The sequence below is a fragment of the Mesorhizobium sp. 10J20-29 genome (assembly GCF_054130485.1).
Genome location: NZ_CP199156.1, coordinates 535,875 through 553,412 on the forward strand (window position 1 = coordinate 535,875; position 17,538 = coordinate 553,412).

The window sequence follows — 17,538 nt, forward strand, 5'->3', positions numbered from 1 at the left end:
TACGTTATTTTTGTTTGCTTGGCGAGAGCGGCGCAAAGCGGCCGTCTAGACTTTCTATCCTTCGACTTTTCGGAGAATTGTCTTTATTTCTCGCGGTCCGATTGTATCCCGCCGGCGAGGCTCGCCAGCGACTGGTAGCGGGGATGGTCCCGGATGCCGTCGAGATCGGAATCATTGTGGAACCACAGCCGCATCTCGGCCCCGACCAGCGGCACCCAGGCCTCGAGCAGGTCGATGGCGCGCTCGGCCTCGCCCAGCAATGCGTAGGTGCAGGCGGCGTTATACTTGATGTTGAGGTCGCCGGGATCGGTCGCCAGCGCCCGTGCCAGCCATTCCGCCGCGCGTTCCGTCTCGGCGAGATAGGCCAGGACGGTGGCGCCGAGGCAGGCGCAATTGGCATTCTCCGGATGCAGCCGCAGTTCCTCCTCCGCCTTGCGGATGGCCATGCGCGCATAGCTCTGCGCCTTGTTCTCGTCGCCCAGCGAGCGGAAGACGTTGATCAGCATCAGCGGCGAGCCATAGTCCGAGGGCTTGATCTCGGTGGCCCGGATGAACAGCTTCGCCGCCATTTCGAACCGCCCGGTGGTGACGCAGAACTCGGCATAGTAGCGGTTGGCCTCATGGTTGTCGGGATCGATCGCCAGCGCCGTCTCGAAGGCCGCCGTGGCCTCCTCGCGGCGGAGCGCCAGCGCCAGCGCAAAGCCGCGCGCGGCGTGCGCCTCGGGCAGTTTCGGGTCGATCGCCAGCGCCTTCTCGGCGGTCGCCAGTATGTCGTCGACGCTGATCCCCGTGCCGTAGTTCGACTGCAGCCGCACGTCGCAGATGGCGATGCCCGCATAGGCGCGCGCATAGCGCGGATCGAGCTCGGTCGCCCGCACGAAACTCTGCCGCGCCATCAGGTGGTTGGCCCTCGACGCGATATGGTAGTACTCGCGGCCGCGCAGATAGTGCGTGTAGGCATCGACATTGGCGGTCGGCGCCTGCTCGATCGCCTTGCGCTCTTCTGGCAGCAGCTTGACCTTGAGCTGTCTCACGATGGTCGTGGCGATCTCGTCCTGCACCGCGAAGATGTCGGTCAGGTCGCGGTCGTAGCGCGCCGCCCAGATGTGCCCGTCTGTCGCGCCCTCGGTCAGTTCCGTGTTGATGCGCACGCGGTTGCCGGCCTTGCGCACGCTGCCTTCCACGACATATTCGACGCCGAGTTCACCGGCGATGCGCTCGAGATCCTGCGCCCGGTGCTTGTAGGCGAAGACGGTGTGGCGGCTGAGCACGAAGAGGCCGGACACGTCGGACAGGTCAGTGATGATGTCCTCGGTGATGCCGTCGCTGAAGAACTCCTGCTCCGGGTCGTTGCTCATGTTGGCGAAGGGCAGCACCGCGACCGACGGCTTTGCCGGGCGCAGCCCAGCCATCGTGCGCTGACCGGCGCCCGTCGCCGCCGCGCCCCCGCCCCAGTCGGCGAAATAGACATGCACCGGGTGCGAGATGTTCTTCACCCGGCGATCGCCCTGGTCGGAAAAGCCGAGGTCGAGCTTGTTGCCGATCTCGTGGCGCACAGCCGCCGAGCAGGCGATGCCGCCCGGCCCGGCCAGGGACTGCAACCGCACCGCCATGTTGACGCCGTCGCCGTAGAAATCCTCGCCGTCGACGATCAGGTCCCCGAGGTTGATGCCGATGCGGAAACGGAAATGGCGGTCGTCGGGCACGCCGTCATTGCGTTCGTCCATGCCGCGCTGGATGTCGACGGCGCAGCGCGCCGCGTTGAGCACGCTGCCGAACTCGACGAGAAAGCCGTCGCCCATCACCTTGAAGATGCGGCCGCCATACTCCGCGACCGTCGGGTCGAAGAACTCGCGCCGGTGGCGGCGAAGCTGGCTAAGGGTTTCCTCCTCGTTGGCTTCCATCAGCCGGCTGTAGCCGACGACGTCTGCGGCAAGGATCGCCGTCAGCCGTCGCTCAACCCGGTCCTCGTGCATGCCATCTCCGATACGCATGGAAGGCAACGCTACCCGCTTGCACCGGCGCCGCCCGCGCCGCTGAAAAGCCCGGATTCATTGTGGCACGGGAAAGCTCTGCTTCTCAAGCGCCGGCGCCGGCACGCAAGCGTCAGGTGCCCGAAACACCGTCTTCACGCGCCATCACGTCGAGGTAGGCCTTGGTCAGGCGTGCCAACACATTTGACGTGAGCGCGCCATTGGCGCCTTCGACGGGGTCCTCGACATGGATGACGCGCAGCTCCGCCATGAATTCCTCCCACAACTGCGGACCACCCTCTTCCAGCAATTCGGCCCTGACGCTCAGTTGGCGGCTGACCGGCAGGTGCCGGCGCCCCCAGGCGCCGATCATAGCCAGCACCGGCACCAGCTGGATACTCGGCTCTGTCAGGCTGTAGATCGTCTTCTGGCTGTGGCTCGGGTCGTCGCGCCGGCTGATCAGGCCGAGCGCAAGCAGCCGCTTCAGCCTCGCTGCCAGGATGTTGGAGGCAATCCGCTCCTCCGAATGGGTCAGCAGGTCGCGAAAATGCCGCCGGTTGCCAAACATCATGTCGCGAATGACGATCAGGCTCCAGCGATCGCCCAGCACTTCCATCGTCAGGTTTATCGGACAGCCCGAGCGCCGGTCGATGTCCAAAACAGATCACTCCCGCAAGAACCGATTGCAAAAAAAGTTCGGTTATATAGTCTCAAACCAGTTGCATAATGCAATCGGCAGGAGGATGCCATGTCAAGGGTCCGCGTTGCGGGATTTTCGCTGTCCATCGACGGCTTCGGCGCCGGTCCCGACCAGAGTCTGGCCGATCCGCTCGGCAGGCGCGGCATGGAACTGCACCAGTGGATCTTTGACACGCCGACATTCCGGACGATGATCGGCAAGGAGGGCGGCACGCAAGGCGTTGACGAAACATTCGCCGCAGGCGCCATGGCCGGCTTCGGCGCCTTCATCCTCGGGCGCAACATGTTCGGGCCGCAACGCGGCGCCTGGCCCGACGATGGCTGGCAGGGCTGGTGGGGCGACAATCCGCCCTATCACGCCCCGACCTACATTCTCACCCACTATCCGCGCGACCCCATCGTCATGCAGGGCGGCACCACCTTCCATTTCGTCACCGGCGGCATCGAGGAAGCGCTCGGCCTGGCCCGCGCTTCCGCCGGCGAACTCGACGTCAAGATCGGCGGCGGCGTCGAGACGGTCAGGCAATATCTGCAGGCCGGCCTCGTCGACGACATCCACCTTGCCATCGCGCCGGTCGTCCTCGGCAAGGGCGAGGCGATGTTTTCCGGCACCTGCCGGGCCTCGGCTTCCGCGTCAACGAGAAAATCACCACAGAGCATGCCATGCATGTCGTACTGGCCAGGTAACCCCGCCATGCCCCTCTTCCTCTACAACCACCCATTCTCCTCCTATTGCCAGAAGGCCAAGACCGCCTTCTACGAAAAGGGCATCGCTTTCGAGACGAAGATGCTCGACGGCAGCGAACCCGTCGCCGGCGAGTTCGCGGCACTCTGGCCGATCGGCACGTTCCCGCTGCTGACGGACGGAGACAGGCGCGTCTTCGAGGCGACCGGCATCATCGAGTATATCGACGCCCTCCACCCGGGCCCCGCGCGGCTCATCCCCGCCGACCCGCTCGCCGCGGCCGAGGTGCGCATGTGGGATCGCTTCTTCGACAATTACGTTAACTATCCGCAGCAGCGCATGGTCTACACGGCCATCGGCCGCGAGGCCGACGAGGGCGATGGCGGCGCCCGCTGGAAGGCAGCCTTCGACAAGGCCTTCACGGTACTCGAACGGCGCATGGAGGGCCGCGAATGGGTCGCCGGCGATAGCTTCAGCATGGCCGATTGCGGCGCGGCCCCTGCCCTGCTCTATGCAGACTGGACGGTCGCCATCCCGAAGAGCTTCGCCAACGTCTGGGCCTACCGCGACCGCCTGCTGGCGCGGCCGAGCTATGCAAGAGCGCTCGACGAGGCACGGCCCTACCGCCAGCTTTTTCCGCTCGGCGCGCCAGAGGGCCGCGATTGAAACCGCAGGACTTGCCGGCTCGAACGGATGTATCGATTCTGCCTACCCGTGGAGCCAAGCGTTAACTTTGCAACGCTACAGTCGGCGGCATGGAAAAAATCCGCCGCATCGGCTTCAACCTGGCGCCCACCAGCACCATCAAAGTCTACCTGCTGACGGCACTCGGCACGCTCGTCTGCATCGCCATCGCCATGGCGATCGACAGCTATTCCTTCGAGGCCGGCTGGGCGCTCGAGGAGCGCTGGGCGAACAACATCATCATTCCGATCGTGCTTGCGCCGCCTTTCTTCTACCTGCTGCTGTCCAAGCAGCGGCAACTGTCGATGGCTCACCGCGATCTGCTTGCCATCGCGTCGACCGACTCGCTGACCAATTGCCTCAACCGCCGCGCCTTCTCGACGCTGGTCGAAGCCTATCTCCAGCGCTTCGAGGACGACCCGGCCCGCGCCGACGGATCGCTGCTGATCCTCGATGTCGACCACTTCAAGGCGGTCAACGACCGTTTCGGCCATGACATCGGCGACGAGGCGCTCAAGCTGATTGCCGACGTGATCAAGGCCAATGTCCGCGACCTCGACCTTGTGGCGCGCCTTGGCGGCGAAGAATTCGGCGTTTTCCTGCCCGGCCTCGATCCGGGCCGTACACAGACGATCGCCGAACGCATCCGCAGCGCCGTGCAGGCGGCAAGCTTTGCGCCGGTCGGCGAACGCCATCCGCTGTCGATCAGCATCGGCGGCGTGACCTTCAGCCCCCCGGTCACCTTCCCCGAACTCTACCGCGACGCGGACAAGCGGCTCTATGCCGCCAAGCATGCGGGCCGCAACCGCGTCGACATTGTCGGCCACAGCGCCTGGCACCAGCAGCGGGCCGCGGGCGCGGCCTAGGGCCGCTCGTCAGGCTTCATGCCGCTGCCGTCACCGTCACAGCCGCGATAGCAGGACCGCGATCTGCTCGCGCAGCCAGGCATGCGCCGGGCTCGACGCGTAGCGGCGATGCCAGATCATCGAGATGGTGACCAGATCGATCGCCATGGGCGGCTCGAAGACGTCCAGGCCTACGCTCGGCGCCAGATGATGCGCGAGTTGCGCCGGCAGGAGCGCGATCAGATCAGACCCGGCGACCGCCCGGCTGACCCCCGAAAACACCGGCAGCGTCATCACCACGCGACGCTCGCGCCCGACCCTCGCAAGCGCCGCATCGCCCATGGCCCGGGCGTTGCCCTCGGGCGAGAAAAGCACGTGCCCAAGGTCGCAGAACAGGTCTATCGGGATGGTGCCGCCCGGCGCGATCTTCGCCCGCCGGATGCGCGGGTGGTCCCTGCGCGCCACCACGGCGAAGCCCGAGGTGAAGACCGGCCTGCTCTGCACCCATTCCGGCAGGGTGGTCTGCGGGATCAGCGCGATATCCACCTCGTAGCGTTCCAGCGTGTCGACATAGCTGTCAGGCACGAGGTCGACGAGATGCACGCGGATCGACGGCGCCGTGCGCGCCAGATGCTCGGCGAGCGCCGGCATCAGCATCTCGGCAAAGAAGTCGCTGCCAGATAACCTGAAGCGGGCATTGGAGCGCGCCGGGTCGAAGCGGTCGGGCCCGCTCAGCAGCGCCTCGATCGTGTCGAGCGCCTCGCGCAGCGGCCCTTCGAGCGAGCGGGCGAACTCCGTCGCTTCCAGTCCCTGCCCGCGACGGAAGAATAGTTCGTCGCCGAGGGCCGCCCGCAACCGGCCGAGCGCTGCCGAGACCGCCGGCTGCGACAGGCCGAGCCGCCTGCCCGCCCCGACGGTGGACCCCTCATGCAGAAGCGCATCAAGCACACGCAGGAGGTTCAGGTCGAAGCCCGGTAAATTCACCATACAAATAGCTTATATACGATCAATCGATTTTTCATATGTCTCTAATGCCGCTATGGTCGGTTCATTCGAGAGCTCTCGTTTCCACCCCTGTTTCCGGAGGAAGCGATGAAACATTCAGTCCTTGGAGCCGACGCCATCGAGTGGCTCGGCGTCCATTATCGAACCATCCTGACCAGCGCCGCCAGCGGCGGCGCCATGTCGATCGTCGATTCCGTGTCGCCGCCCAGGTCCGGCCCACCCCGACACGTGCATCACGACGCCGACGAAACCTTCGTGCTTCTGACCGGCGACACCGAGTTCTGGCTCGAAGGCGAACGTTTCACCTGCGGCCCCGGCGGCACGGTGTTCGTGCCGCGCGGCAAGGAGCACACGTTCCGGGTGGTCAGCGACGTTCCCGGACGCCATCTCGTGATCATGACGCCGGGCGGCTTCGAGGGCTTCTTCGCCGAAATGGCCGCCGGCCAGTTGCGCATCCCCGAGGACATGCCGGCCATAGAGGCCAGCGCCGGCAGGCATCACCTCACCTTCACCGGCCCGCCGCTGACCGACGCATAGGAGGACAGGACATGCGTTCCATTTCCACATGGTTCTTCGCCACCGCCGGCATCTTCGCGCTCTGCGGCATGAGCTGGGGCATCCAGATGTCCGCCACCCAGGACCACAGCCTTGCCCCTGCGCATGGCCATCTCAACCTCATCGGCTTCGTCGCCCTGTCGGTATTCGGCGCCTACTACGCCCTCTCGCCATCGGCGGCGGCGAGCCGGATGGCGCGCCTTCACTACGCGCTGGCCACCGCGGCGGTGCTTGTCATCACGCCGGGCATCGTGTTCGCCCTCACCGGCGAGGGCGAGATCCTGGCCAAGATCGGCTCGGTGCTCGCCCTGGCCTCCATGGCGCTGTTCGTCTGGATGGTCGTCAGGCACGGCACCGGCCGCGAGCCCTCCGCCGAAGGCCGCAGGACTGCCGTCCCGGCGGAGTGACTGCCGTCCTAGGCCCGCTGACGCCGGCTTGCGGGGGTGGGGCAGGCACGCCGCGGGCTCAGGACTTCTCGGCGAGTTCGATCAGGTTGGCCAGCGCCGCCAAGCCTTGCCGGTTCATGTGCCGGCGACCGAGCGCGATGTCGATGCGCATGGCCAGTTCGTGCGGGTCGGCGCCGCGCAGGTCAGACAGCTTCTCGATGCCGATCTCCTGCAGATAGCCCACCATGGTCGGGCCGATGGAGTGCGCCGCCAGCATTTTTCGCCGTTCACCATGTTCGATCAAAGCAGATTCCCTCGCCGCAACCGGGTCCTTGTCCAACCGTTTCTTAAACTGTCTTGCCTAGGGTGCTGGACGATATGAAACGCCTTTCTCAGGGCCGCACGGAAGACGGAGTTTAGTGAGTGCGCTTTTCCGCGGCAACAACGGCCGACAGGCTTTTGCCGGAGCGCCTCGCGCTGCGGGCAAGGCCCCTGCTCGGCCGTCTTGACGACGTCGTGTTTGCCGCCGACGAGCGCGGCGAAGCCAGCCGCGTATCGCTCATCGCCTTCGTCATCCGCATCGTCTCCGCGGCCATCGCCTTCGTCAGCCAGGTTTTTCTGGCGCGCTGGATGGGCAGCTTCGAATACGGCATCTTCGTGCTGGTCTGGGTCACCATGGTGATCGCCGGCAACGTCTCGTGCCTCGGCTTCCACACCTCGGTCATCCGCTTCATTCCCGAATACCGCGAGAAGGGCATGATGGCCGAACTGCGCGGCATTCTCGTCGCCAGCCGCGTCTTCGTGCTCGTCGCCTCGACGCTGATCGCCGCCTGCGGCGCCGTCGGCGTCTGGCTCGTCTCGCCCCATATCGAGAGCTATTACGTCGTGCCCTTCGTTCTCGGCTTCATCTGCCTGCCGATGATCGCGCTGTCCGACGTGCTGCAGGGGCTGGCGCGCGCCAACAGCTGGGCGCTGTTTGCCCTGTCGCCGACCTACCTCGTGCGCCCGGTGCTGATCCTCGTCTTCATGGCAGCGGCCATCCTGGCCGGCTATCCGGCCAACGCGCAGACCGCCATCATCGTCGCCATCGTGGCGACCTACGCGACCACGCTGGCGCAGTTCGTCGGCGTCACCAACCGCATCGACCGCAAGCTGCCGGCCGGCCCGCGCAAACTGCATTTCGGCCTGTGGTTCGCAGTCTCCATGCCGATCTTCCTGGTCGAGAGCTTCTTCTTCCTGCTGACCAACGCCGACGTGCTGATGGTCGGCTTCTACATGGAGCCCGACGACGTCGCCGTCTACTTCGCCACCGTCAAGGCGCTGGCGCTCGTCCACTTCGTCTATTTCGCCGTCAAGGCCGGCGTTGCCCAGCGCTATGCTGCCTACACGCATGGCGAGCCGGAGAAGCTCGCAGCCTTCGCCCGCGAGACCGTCGCCTGGACCTTCTGGCCCTCGCTGGTCATGGCGCTTCTGGTGCTGGCGCTCGGCGAGCCAATCCTGATGCTCTTCGGCCCCGGCTTCGAGGCCGGCTACCCGTTGCTTTTCCTGCTTGTCATCGGCGTCGTCGCGCGCGCCGCGGTCGGTCCCTGCGAGAGCCTGCTGACCATGAGCGGCAACCAGAACATCTGCGCCCTGGTCTATGCGCTGACGCTCGCCGTCAACGTGGTGCTGAGCCTCGCCCTCATCCCGCAATACGGCCTGTGGGGCGCGGCGATCGGCACCGCCGGGGCCATGCTGTTCGAGGCCTCTGCCCTGTCGTTCACCGTGTGGCGCAGGCTCGGCATCCTGATGCTCATCTTCGCTCCCGCAGCGACCACCCAGGGGAGCCGCTGATGGCCGCCGTACCGCTTTTCGAGGAAATGACCGGCGGCCCGTCCGGCACGCTGATCGCCGGGCTCGCCGGGATCGGCGGCCACCACGCCGACCCGGCCCAGGTCGAACTGCTGGCCAACAACCGGCCGCGCCGCCAGCTTGCCATCTACCCGGCGGCGGCCGGCTTCGACCTCGTCGACGAGCTCGACTATCTCTGCAACCGCACCATCGAGCCCAACATCTTCTTCAACCCGCGTTTCCTGGCGCCGGCCATGCCCCGGCTCGAGGACCGCGAGGTTCGGCTCGCCGTCATCCGCGACGGCGACGAGCACAAGAACCGCCTGCGCCTGCTGGCGCCCTTTTCCGTCGAGAAGCCCGCCGTGCCGATCGGTGTTTCGGTGATGCGCATCTGGGCCAATGATTTCGGGCCGCTCGGCACGCCGCTGGTCGATCGCGACGATCCGCAGGGCGTCATCGAGGATTTCTTCGCCATGCTGTCGCGCCCGCATCTCAAGCTGCCCAAGGTGCTGGTGCTGCCCGACATGCGGCTCGACGGTGCCGTCGCGACGCTGCTGGCCAGCGTCGCCGAAGCCCGCGGCCTGCCGCTCGTCACGACCAACGACGTCGAGCGCGCCTTCCTGGAGAGCGATCTCGAGGGCGACCAGTATCTCAAGGCCTCGCTGAGTTCTCACCATCAACGCGAATTCCGCCGCCTGAAGCGCCGCCTCGCCGACCAGGGCGCGCTCGAGCACCACGTGGCGCGTGGCCCCGAGGACATCCGCCACGCCGTCGAGGGCTTTCTGGCGCTCGAGGCCTCGGGCTGGAAGGGTCGCCGCCGCACTGCCATGGCCGTCGACCGCTACCGCGCCGCCTTCGCCCGCGAGGCCGTGCACGGCCTTGCCGAGCAGGATCTTTGCCGCGTCCATTCACTGACGCTGGACGGCAAGCTGATCGCCTCGCTCATCGTCTTCGTCGAGGCTGGCGTCGCCTATACTTGGAAGACCACCTACGACGAGGCCTATTCCGCCTATTCGCCCGGCACGCTGCTGATGATCGAGGTGACGAGGCAGCATCTCGACGACCCCAATATCGAGCTTACGGATTCCTGCGCGGTGCACGACCATCCGGTGATGACGCGCCTGTGGAGCGAGCGCAAGCCGATCGGCACGCTGGTCATCGGCATGACGCCGTCGACCGACCGCATCACCCGCCAGGCCGCCTCGCAACTGCATCTATACCGCGAGTCACGCAACCTCGCCCGCCTGGTGCGCAACCGCGTGCGCGGCCTTCTGCGCCGCCGCTAGGCCGGGTCCGACGCGCGCGCCTCGCCTGCCTCCCGCCGCGCGCGGTCGCGAAAGATCCGGCGGATCACCTTGCCGCTGGTCGTCAGCGGCATGGAATCGACAAACTCCACCTCGCGCGGATATTCATGCGCCGACAGCCGCTCGCGCACCCACCGGCTGATCTCGCCGGCCAGGTCGTCGCTGCCGGCGATGCCATCCTTCAGCACCACATAGGCCTTGACGATCTCGGTCCTCAGCGCATCGGGCTTGCCGACCGCCGCGGCGAGCGAGACCGCCGGATGCCCCGACAGGCAGTCCTCGATCTCCGTCGGCCCGATGCGGAACCCGGCCGAGGTGATGACGTCGTCGTCACGACCGAAGAAATGCACGTAGCCGTCGCCGTCCTCGACGCCCTGGTCGCCGGTCGTCATCCAGTCGCCGATGAATTTTCCAGTCGTCGCTTCCGGGTTCTGCCAGTAGCCGAGGAACATCACCGGGTCCGGCCGGGCAATGGCGATCTGGCCGGTTTCACCGGTCTTCACTCGGCGCCCCCCGGCGTCGACGATGGCGACCCTGTGCCCCGGCACGGCCCGGCCGATGGCGCCGCCGCGGCTGACACCGATCGCGGCACAGGACGACAGCACCAGGTTGCACTCGGTCTGGCCGTAGAACTCGTTGATAGTGATGCCGAACTCTTCCCGCGCCCAGTCGTAGGTCTCGCGCCCGAGCGACTCGCCGCCCGAGCCGACGGTGCGCAGGTCGAGCCGGAAGCTGCGGCGAATGTCGGGCACGCCCCTCAGCATGCGCAGCGCCGTCGGCGGGATGAAGGCGTTCCTGACGCGCATCTTCTCGGCCAGGACCAGCGCCGTCTCGGGATCGAATTTCTCGAAGCGGGCCGCCACGACCGGCACGCCGAAATAGAGACCGGGCAACAGCACGTTGAGCAGCCCGCCGGCCCAGGCCCAGTCGGCGGGGGTCCACAGCAGGTCGTCCGGCTGCGGCAGGAATTCGTGATGCATCTGCACGCCCGGCAGGTGGCCGAGCAGCACACGGTGACCATGCAGCGCGCCCTTCGGCGGCCCGGTCGTCCCGGAGGTGAAGATCATCATCGCCGGATCATCCGGACCGGTGGGCTCCGCTGCGAATTCGGTCGGCCCGTCGGCAACCAGCCGCTGAAAATCCGTGGCGCCGCCGATGGCGCCGTCGGTCACGACGATATGCGTCAATGCGGGCAGCCGGCCGCTGATCCCGGCGAGCTTGGCGTGGCCCGCGGCCGTCGTGAAGACGGCCTTCACGCCCGCGGTCTGCAGCCGGTATTCGAGCGCCTCGACGCCGAACAAGAGCGCCAGCGGCACGGCGATGGCGCCGAGCTTGTAGATCGCGACATGGGCAATGACTGTCTCGAAGCTTTGCGGCAGCAGCAGTGCCACCCGGTCGCCCCGTTGCACACCGAGCTTCCGCAGGCCGTTGGCCAATGCGTTGGAGCGCGCGGAAAGCGCGCGGAAGGTCAGCCGGTCGGGCGTGCCGTCGACATGGTAGTCGAACACGGCCACGCGGTCGGGAGCCTCCGCGGCCCAGCGGTCGGACACGGCGACGCCGATGTTGAAGCGTTCCGGAATGGTCCAGCGGAAGTCGTCGTAGAGGGCGTCGTAGCTGTCGCGCCGTTCGAGCATGAATTCGTCTCCGCCTCCCGGCGGGTTTGGTGCCCCCTGCCGGAATCGAACCAGCACTCCTTTCGGAACCTGATTTTGAGTCAGGCGCGTCTACCAATTCCGCCAAGGGGGCCACACCCGCAAGGGCGTCAACGGCAGCGGACTATACGGAGAGGCATAGCTGCGTCAACATGTTCCGGCCGAATTGGCAGCGTCGGGCACGGCGGCTGCGACACGCCGGTTGCGCGGCCGGCCGGCAGCGGCCATTGTGCACCGCGTCAAATCTCCCTAAACACGCCGGGACCGCCAACGGGGATGCCGATGCTTCGACGACTCTATGACTGGACCCTGTCACTTGCCGCGCGCAAATCCGCCGAATACTGGCTGGCCTTCATCGCCTTCATCGAGAGCTCGGTCTTTCTCGTCCCGGCCGACGTGCTTTTCCTGCCGATGGCAATCGCCCGGCCGGACCGGGCCTACCGCTACGCGCTGATCGCCACCGTCGCCTCGGTTCTGGGCGGCATCGCCGGCTGGTTCCTCGGCCACTATGCCTACGAGGCGGTGGCCAAGCCGGTGCTGGAGTTCTACGGCAAGCTCGACGATTTCGAGGCGCTCAGGATTTCGTCGGGTACCGGCTTCATCCTGCTGATGCTGGTGACCTCGGGACTTGCCCACCTGCCGCCGATCAAGGTGGTGACGATCCTGTCCGGCGTCATCGGCGTCAATCTGTGGATCTTCATCCTGTCGGCGATCGTGGCGCGCGGCGCGCGCTTCCTTTTCCTGGCCTGGCTGCTCCGCAAATATGGCGAGCCGATCCGCCATTTCGTCGAGGAGCGCCTGGGTCTGATCGCCGCAGCGGCGGCGGCAATCCTCATTTTGCTCTACATTGTCGTCAGATATGCGCTCTGACGGCACGGCCGACCGAGCCACCGATGACCCGCATGGAACCAGCCGCATGACATCCCTGACCGCTCCGACCGACCGCTTCCAGCTGAATGTCGCGATCTTCCTCGCCCTCGCGCTGGCAGCGACCGTGGGAACCGCGCTCGGCTTCGAGCACATCGGCGGCTACATTCCCTGCAAGCTCTGCCTCGGCCAGCGCATTCCCTATTACATCGGCGTGCCGGTGCTGCTGCTGGCGGCGGTGTCCGCCGGGCTTCGCTGGCCGCCGGCATTGGCGCGTGGGCTCCTGCTCGTCGGCGCCCTGCTGATGGTCTGGAGCCTGTTCCTCGGCATTCGCCATTCCGGCGTCGAATGGGGATGGTGGGCCGGGCCTACCGACTGCGGCGCGGTGAGTGGGCCTGCCGATACCGGTGGCAAGGGCGTGCTCGACGCCATCGACGCCTTCGTGCCGCCCTCATGCGACAAGGCTGCGCTGCGCGTGCTCGGCCTGTCTTTCGCCGGCTGGAACGCCATCGCCAGCGCGATATTTGCGGTGATTGCCGTCCGCGGCGCCCTCGCCCGCAGGTAGGCCCTGCCGGAGCCTAGGGCTCCAGTTCGACGTCCCAGTAGAGATAGTCCATCCAGCTTTCGTGCAGATAGTTGGGTGGGAAGCGCTTGCCGTTGTTGTGCAGGTCGTGGACCGACGGCTTGTAGGGCTTCTGCAGCGGCCACATCTTGGCCTGCGCCGGCATCATGCCGCCCTTGCGCAGATTGCAGGGCGAGCAGGCCGCGACCACGTTTTCCCAGGTCGTCGCGCCGCCGCTGTGGCGCGGGATGACGTGATCGAAGGTCAGGTCTTCCGGCGTGCCGCAATACTGGCACTGGAAGCGGTCGCGCAGGAACACGTTGAACCGGGTGAAGGCGGGATGGCGCGACGGCTTGACGTAGCTCTTCAGGCTGACGACGCTCGGCAGCCGCATCGAGAAGCTGGGCGACGAGACCTGGTTCTCGTATTCGGCGACGATGTTCACGCGGTCGAGAAAGACCGCCTTGATCGCGTCCTGCCAGGACCAAAGCGAGAGCGGGTAGTAGCTGAGCGGGCGGTAGTCCGCATTCAACACCAGCGCAGGGAGCCCGTCTGGAGATACCGCGATAGTCACTTGCGATGTCCTCCTTGGCTCGCGTAGCGATCGGCCGGGATATTGTAAGCCTGAGGTGACAGGAATGTGAAGCGGCCCGTGCGACACACGAGCCGGAAAAAACGCACGAACCTCAGGGTTTTGACAGCGTAGACGAAGGCGGCGCGCCCTCCCTTCCCTTGATGACGCGATAATAGGCCCAGAAAAGCCGCGACGCTACCCCTCGGTAAGGTGCCCATGATTCGGCGATGCGAATCAGCTCCTTCTCCCCCGGCCGGGGGTCGATGCCGAGCGCGTGGCCGACGGCACTCTGCAACGCCACGTCGCGAGCCGGAAAGATGTCGGGGTGCCCGGCCGAGAAGAGCAGGTAGACCTGTGCCGTCCATGGACCGATGCCCGGAACGGCAATCATCTCGGCCATCGCCTCCTCCGCGCCGATGCCGCAAAGGCGGTCGAGGTCGAACCCGCCGGCAACGGCCTGCGACAGCGCGACGAGCGTGCGCTGCTTGGGCCGCGACAGCCCGGCCGCCCGGTAGAGGGCATCGCCGCCATCAAGCAGCGCCTGCGGCGTCAGCGGCGAGGCAAGCGCCGACAGCCGGCCGAAAATGGCGTCGGCGCTGGCGCGCGACACCTGCTGCGAGACGATGATCGACACCAGGCTGGCAAAGCCGGGTTCGGACAGCCGAAGCGGAATCTCGCCCGACATCCGCCGGACCGCTTCGAGCCGCGGATCCTGCAGGCAGAGCGCGTCGAGCGCCGCCGCGATATCGTCGAGCGTTGATATGCGCTGCATTTGACACCTTGTCCGCCGGAGACGGTCAAAGTAGCAATCGCCCGATGTCAGGCACAACCCGAAACGCGCCGGTCTTCCGCTTCGCCCCGAGCCCCAACGGCGCGCTGCATCTCGGCCACGCCTATTCGGCCCTGCTGAATGCCGGGATGGCGAGCCGTGCCGGCGGCAGGCTGTTGCTGCGGATCGAGGACATCGATGCGGCGCGCTGCACACCGGAATTCGAGGCGGGGATCCTGCGCGACCTCGCATGGCTGGGCATCGCCTGGGAAGAGCCGGTGCGCCGCCAGTCGGACCACCTGCACGAGTATGAGCAGGCCCTGGCGCGGCTCATCGCCGACGAACTGGTCTACCCGGCCTTCATGAGCCGCGGAGAAGCCCGTGCGCACATTGCCGAACTCGAGGATCGCGGACGCGCCTGGCCGCGCGACCCCGATGGCGCGCCGATCTATCCCGGTCTCGACAAGGCGCTGGGGCAGCGCGAACGCCGCCGCCGCATGAGCGAGGCCGAGCCTTTCGCCTGGCGGCTCGACACCGACGCGGCGATGGCCGCGGCGGGACCGCTGCACTGGCGGGAATTCTCGGGCGAAGACATGCTGCGGGCCGATACGGTCGCGGCACGGCCGCAGGACTGGGGCGACGTGGTGCTGGCGCGCCGCGACGTGCCGACCAGTTACCATCTATCCGTGGTTACCGACGATGCCTTGCAGAGGGTTACGCATGTGGTGCGCGGCCTGGACCTTCGCCCGGCGACGAGCATCCATCGGCTGCTGCAGCGCCTGCTCGGCCTGCCGGAGCCGGCCTATTTTCATCATCGGCTGATTTTGGGGCCGGATGGCCGCAAGCTGTCGAAGAGCCTGCGCGATACCGGGCTCGCAACGTTGAGAGACGCCGGGCATACGCCCGGCGATATCAGGAAGACGGTCGGCCTCTGACGAGGCTCAGACTCGGCCCAGCCCGGCCTTTGCCAGGGCCATTGCGCTGACGAGCGAAAAGGCACCGCCAAGACCCCAGGCGACGGCGAGCTTCAGGTCACGCAGGTTGATGCCGTAGGTGTTCGCAATGATGACCGCCAGGAAAAATCCCGTGGTGAACAGCAGCATGTTGCCTGTGGGCCCAAAGCCGTCCTCGCGCATGATGGCGTCGAGCGCGGCACCGAAGAAGAAGGCAATAACCGCAACGATTGCGATTGCCATCATCAGCCAGCCGGTATCAAGATTCCATATCATGTCCGCCCTTTCAAGAACGCGGCACGAAGCGCCTCTCGAACCCTCCCGGTTCAATTCGGCACACTATATGGATCAATCGTTTAGTTTTGCTTGCGAAAAACTTTCGCATTAGAGCGGTCGCGGGTGCGCAAGCGAGGCTCTTTCCCCGACATGACATTCTCCAAGCGGTTCATACCGGCGCTTTTCGTGATCCTGTGGGCCACCGGCTTCATCGGTGCGCGCTATGCCATGCCCTGGGCCGAGCCTTTCACCTTCCTGGCGGCGAGATTCGCGATCGCCTTTGCCCTGCTTGCGCTGCTCTCCCTATGGCTCGGCGCGCGTCGGATCGGCTGGCGCGGCGCGCTCCACGCGGCCTTTGCGGGCGCGCTCATGCACGGCATCTATCTCGGCGGGGTCTTCTGGGCGATCCGCCACGGCATGCCGGCCGGGCTGTCGGCGCTGATCGTCGGCCTGCAACCGATCATCACCGCGGTGCTTGCAGGCACGCTGCTCGGCGAGCGGATCCTGCCGCGCCACTGGATGGGGCTCGCTACCGGATTCGTCGGTGTCGTCATCGTGCTGGCGCCCAAGATCGGCGAGATCGGTGGCGGCGTGACCGCGGCGACCTTGTCGGCCTGCCTCGTCGCCGTCATCGCCATGAGTGCGGGCACCATCTGGCAGAAGCGCTTTGCCACGGGCGGCAACCTCGTTGCCGGCACCTGCCTGCAATATGCCGGCGCCGCGCTCGTCATGGTCATCGCGTCCTTTGCCTTCGAGACGCGGCAGTTCACGCTGAACGGCGAGCTGGTCTTCGCCATGGCCTGGCTGGTGCTGGTGCTGTCGATCGGCGCCATCTTCCTGCTGATGGTGATGATCCGCGACGGCGAGATGTCGAAGGTCGCCTCGCTGTTCTATCTCGTGCCGGCCGCCACCGCGATTATCGCCTGGGCGCTGTTCGGCGAGGACCTGTCGCTGGTGCAGATCGCCGGCATGGCGCTGGCGACCTTCGGCGTCGGGCTCGCCACGGCGCGTGGTCCGGCAGCCAGGCCGGCCCTGTGAAATCGCTCAGCCCTCGACCCGGGCGCGCGCCTCGAAATAGCGGCTGATCGAGGCGTTGAGTTCGCCGCCGAGGATGAAGATCAGCGACACGATATAGAGGAAGACCACCGCGATCATGATCGAGGCCAGACCCGCATAGGTCGAGACATAGGACGAGAAGCGGTCGAGATAGGCGGCAAACAGCGTCGAGCCGGCGAGCCAGCCGACCAGGGTGAAGATGATGCCCGGCACGATGTCGACGAAGCGCCGCTTGCCGGCCGGCAGCCAGATATGCACGGCGATCAGGCCGAGAACGATCACCGAGGAGGCGATGACGAAGCGCCACAGCGTGATGGTGCCCATGTAGGGGCGGATCCATTCGAAATTGGCCACCGCCAGACGCCCGAGCAGCGGCGCGAAGACGAGCAGCACGCTGATCGCCAGAAAGCCGATGGTGGCGATCACCACGAAGGCGAGGCTCTGCACGCGGCGGAACAGGAACGACCTGGTCTCGACCACGCGGTAGGCGCGGTTGAGCGAGGTGCGCAGCGCCTCGATGCCGTTGGAGGCGAAGAAGGCGGCCAGCACCACGCCATAGGTGAGCAGGTCGCTCCGCTGCACGGTCAGAACGTTGATCACCTCGCGCGAGATCGGCGCGGCGATCTGGTCGGGCCATGTGTCGAAGACCAGATGCACCGCCGTGTCGCGAAACGCCTGGGCTCCGAGAAAGCTGGCAAGCGTGGTCGCGAAGATGAGGAACGGGAACAGCGCCATCAGCGCGGTGATCGCCAGGTGACTGGCCATCGACCATCCGTCGTCATTGTTGAAATGGCCTAGCGCGTCGTAGAGGACGCGCCGGACGGCAACGATCCTGCGCATTCAGTGTGCTTCCGCAGCGGATT

The 17,538-nt window shown here is 66.3% G+C and carries 19 protein-coding genes, 1 tRNA gene and 1 pseudogene; 11 read left to right on the forward strand and 10 right to left on the reverse strand.

Translation table 11 applies throughout. From position 1 onward, the window contains the following. Window positions 1-83: 83 nt before the first annotated feature. Window positions 84-1,976 carry a TPR end-of-group domain-containing protein gene (locus ACT2BZ_RS02575; RefSeq protein ID WP_457939063.1) on the reverse strand — a complete coding sequence of 631 codons (1,893 nt, stop codon included), beginning with the start codon at window positions 1,974-1,976 and terminating at the stop codon, window positions 84-86. 130 nt (window positions 1,977-2,106) lie between these two features. Continuing rightward, entirely contained in the window at window positions 2,107-2,631 is a 525-nt protein-coding gene (locus ACT2BZ_RS02580; protein WP_457939065.1) for a winged helix-turn-helix transcriptional regulator, read from the reverse strand. Window positions 2,632-2,721: 90 nt separating this feature from the next. Between ACT2BZ_RS02580 and ACT2BZ_RS02585 the strand changes: the two are divergent. The 3 genes and pseudogenes from ACT2BZ_RS02585 (at window position 2,722) to ACT2BZ_RS02595 (ending at window position 4,907) form a co-directional block, all read left to right on the forward strand. Next, window positions 2,722-3,359 (forward strand): annotated as a pseudogene (locus ACT2BZ_RS02585) (dihydrofolate reductase family protein). 7 nt (window positions 3,360-3,366) lie between these two features. Beyond that, on the forward strand, window positions 3,367-4,023 hold the full coding sequence (locus ACT2BZ_RS02590) for a glutathione S-transferase family protein (RefSeq protein ID WP_457939066.1): 657 nt from the start codon (window positions 3,367-3,369) through the stop codon (window positions 4,021-4,023). A gap of 89 nt (window positions 4,024-4,112) precedes the next feature. Continuing rightward, window positions 4,113-4,907 (forward strand): GGDEF domain-containing protein, encoded by a 795-nt coding sequence (locus tag ACT2BZ_RS02595; RefSeq protein ID WP_457939068.1) that lies wholly within the window; start codon window positions 4,113-4,115, stop codon window positions 4,905-4,907. Between the two features lie 36 nt (window positions 4,908-4,943). Here the strand turns inward: ACT2BZ_RS02595 and ACT2BZ_RS02600 are convergent, their stop codons facing one another. Continuing rightward, on the reverse strand, window positions 4,944-5,873 hold the full coding sequence (locus ACT2BZ_RS02600) for a LysR family transcriptional regulator (RefSeq protein ID WP_457939069.1): 930 nt from the start codon (window positions 5,871-5,873) through the stop codon (window positions 4,944-4,946). Between the two features lie 105 nt (window positions 5,874-5,978). Between ACT2BZ_RS02600 and ACT2BZ_RS02605 the strand changes: the two genes are divergently transcribed. Together ACT2BZ_RS02605 and ACT2BZ_RS02610 are read left to right on the forward strand one after the other, a co-directional pair. Further along, window positions 5,979-6,428, forward strand: a complete 450-nt coding sequence (locus ACT2BZ_RS02605; RefSeq protein ID WP_457939071.1) for a cupin domain-containing protein — start codon at window positions 5,979-5,981, stop codon at window positions 6,426-6,428. Between the two features lie 11 nt (window positions 6,429-6,439). Further along, entirely contained in the window at window positions 6,440-6,853 is a 414-nt protein-coding gene (locus ACT2BZ_RS02610; RefSeq protein ID WP_457939072.1) for a hypothetical protein, read from the forward strand. Window positions 6,854-6,911: 58 nt separating this feature from the next. On the opposite strand, the gene ACT2BZ_RS02615 is transcribed toward ACT2BZ_RS02610, so the two are convergent. Continuing rightward, the gene (locus tag ACT2BZ_RS02615) at window positions 6,912-7,172 is read right to left on the reverse strand and encodes a hypothetical protein (RefSeq protein ID WP_457939074.1); all 261 of its coding nucleotides are present in this window, start codon (window positions 7,170-7,172) and stop codon (window positions 6,912-6,914) included. Window positions 7,173-7,255: 83 nt separating this feature from the next. On the opposite strand from ACT2BZ_RS02615, the gene ACT2BZ_RS02620 reads away from it, so the two are divergent. Both ACT2BZ_RS02620 and ACT2BZ_RS02625 read left to right on the forward strand, forming a co-directional pair. Continuing rightward, entirely contained in the window at window positions 7,256-8,665 is a 1,410-nt protein-coding gene (locus ACT2BZ_RS02620; protein ID WP_457939075.1) for a lipopolysaccharide biosynthesis protein, read from the forward strand. After that, window positions 8,665-9,948: a GNAT family N-acetyltransferase gene (locus ACT2BZ_RS02625; protein ID WP_457939076.1), complete on the forward strand. Its 1,284-nt coding sequence runs from the start codon at window positions 8,665-8,667 to the stop codon at window positions 9,946-9,948. Before ACT2BZ_RS02620 ends, ACT2BZ_RS02625 begins: the two co-directional genes overlap by 1 nt. On the opposite strand, the gene ACT2BZ_RS02630 is transcribed toward ACT2BZ_RS02625, so the two are convergent. Both ACT2BZ_RS02630 and ACT2BZ_RS02635 read right to left on the reverse strand, forming a co-directional pair. Next, on the reverse strand, window positions 9,945-11,600 hold the full coding sequence (locus tag ACT2BZ_RS02630) for an AMP-binding protein (protein ID WP_457939078.1): 1,656 nt from the start codon (window positions 11,598-11,600) through the stop codon (window positions 9,945-9,947). The genes ACT2BZ_RS02625 and ACT2BZ_RS02630 overlap by 4 nt on opposite strands. 27 nt (window positions 11,601-11,627) lie before the next feature. Then, window positions 11,628-11,712 (reverse strand) — tRNA-Leu (locus ACT2BZ_RS02635). A gap of 188 nt (window positions 11,713-11,900) precedes the next feature. Here ACT2BZ_RS02635 and ACT2BZ_RS02640 point away from each other — a divergent pair. Next, the gene (locus ACT2BZ_RS02640) at window positions 11,901-12,488 is read left to right on the forward strand and encodes a YqaA family protein (RefSeq protein WP_457939079.1); all 588 of its coding nucleotides are present in this window, start codon (window positions 11,901-11,903) and stop codon (window positions 12,486-12,488) included. A gap of 46 nt (window positions 12,489-12,534) precedes the next feature. Further along, window positions 12,535-13,050, forward strand: a complete 516-nt coding sequence (locus ACT2BZ_RS02645; RefSeq protein WP_457939081.1) for a disulfide bond formation protein B — start codon at window positions 12,535-12,537, stop codon at window positions 13,048-13,050. A 13-nt stretch (window positions 13,051-13,063) separates the two neighbouring features. On the opposite strand, the gene ACT2BZ_RS02650 is transcribed toward ACT2BZ_RS02645, so the two are convergent. Together ACT2BZ_RS02650 and ACT2BZ_RS02655 are read right to left on the reverse strand one after the other, a co-directional pair. Then, window positions 13,064-13,621 (reverse strand): HNH endonuclease, encoded by a 558-nt coding sequence (locus ACT2BZ_RS02650; protein ID WP_457939083.1) that lies wholly within the window; start codon window positions 13,619-13,621, stop codon window positions 13,064-13,066. Window positions 13,622-13,733: 112 nt separating this feature from the next. Further along, window positions 13,734-14,393, reverse strand: a complete 660-nt coding sequence (locus ACT2BZ_RS02655; protein WP_457939085.1) for a DNA-3-methyladenine glycosylase family protein — start codon at window positions 14,391-14,393, stop codon at window positions 13,734-13,736. A gap of 44 nt (window positions 14,394-14,437) precedes the next feature. Between ACT2BZ_RS02655 and gluQRS the strand changes: the two genes are divergently transcribed. Next, the gene (gene gluQRS / locus ACT2BZ_RS02660) at window positions 14,438-15,325 is read left to right on the forward strand and encodes a tRNA glutamyl-Q(34) synthetase GluQRS (RefSeq protein ID WP_457939086.1); all 888 of its coding nucleotides are present in this window, start codon (window positions 14,438-14,440) and stop codon (window positions 15,323-15,325) included. A 6-nt stretch (window positions 15,326-15,331) separates the two neighbouring features. Here gluQRS and ACT2BZ_RS02665 read toward each other — a convergent pair whose 3' ends face one another. Further along, entirely contained in the window at window positions 15,332-15,619 is a 288-nt protein-coding gene (locus tag ACT2BZ_RS02665) for a hypothetical protein (RefSeq protein WP_457939087.1), read from the reverse strand. A 150-nt stretch (window positions 15,620-15,769) separates the two neighbouring features. Here ACT2BZ_RS02665 and ACT2BZ_RS02670 point away from each other — a divergent pair, with 150 nt between their 5' ends. Then, a complete protein-coding gene (locus ACT2BZ_RS02670) occupies window positions 15,770-16,657 on the forward strand; it encodes a DMT family transporter (RefSeq protein WP_457939088.1) in 888 nt (295 codons plus the stop codon). A 6-nt stretch (window positions 16,658-16,663) separates the two neighbouring features. On the opposite strand, the gene ACT2BZ_RS02675 is transcribed toward ACT2BZ_RS02670, so the two are convergent. Next, complete coding sequence (locus ACT2BZ_RS02675) at window positions 16,664-17,515, reverse strand: YihY/virulence factor BrkB family protein (protein ID WP_457939089.1); 852 nt, start codon at window positions 17,513-17,515, stop codon at window positions 16,664-16,666. Between the last annotated feature and the right edge of the window lie 23 nt (window positions 17,516-17,538).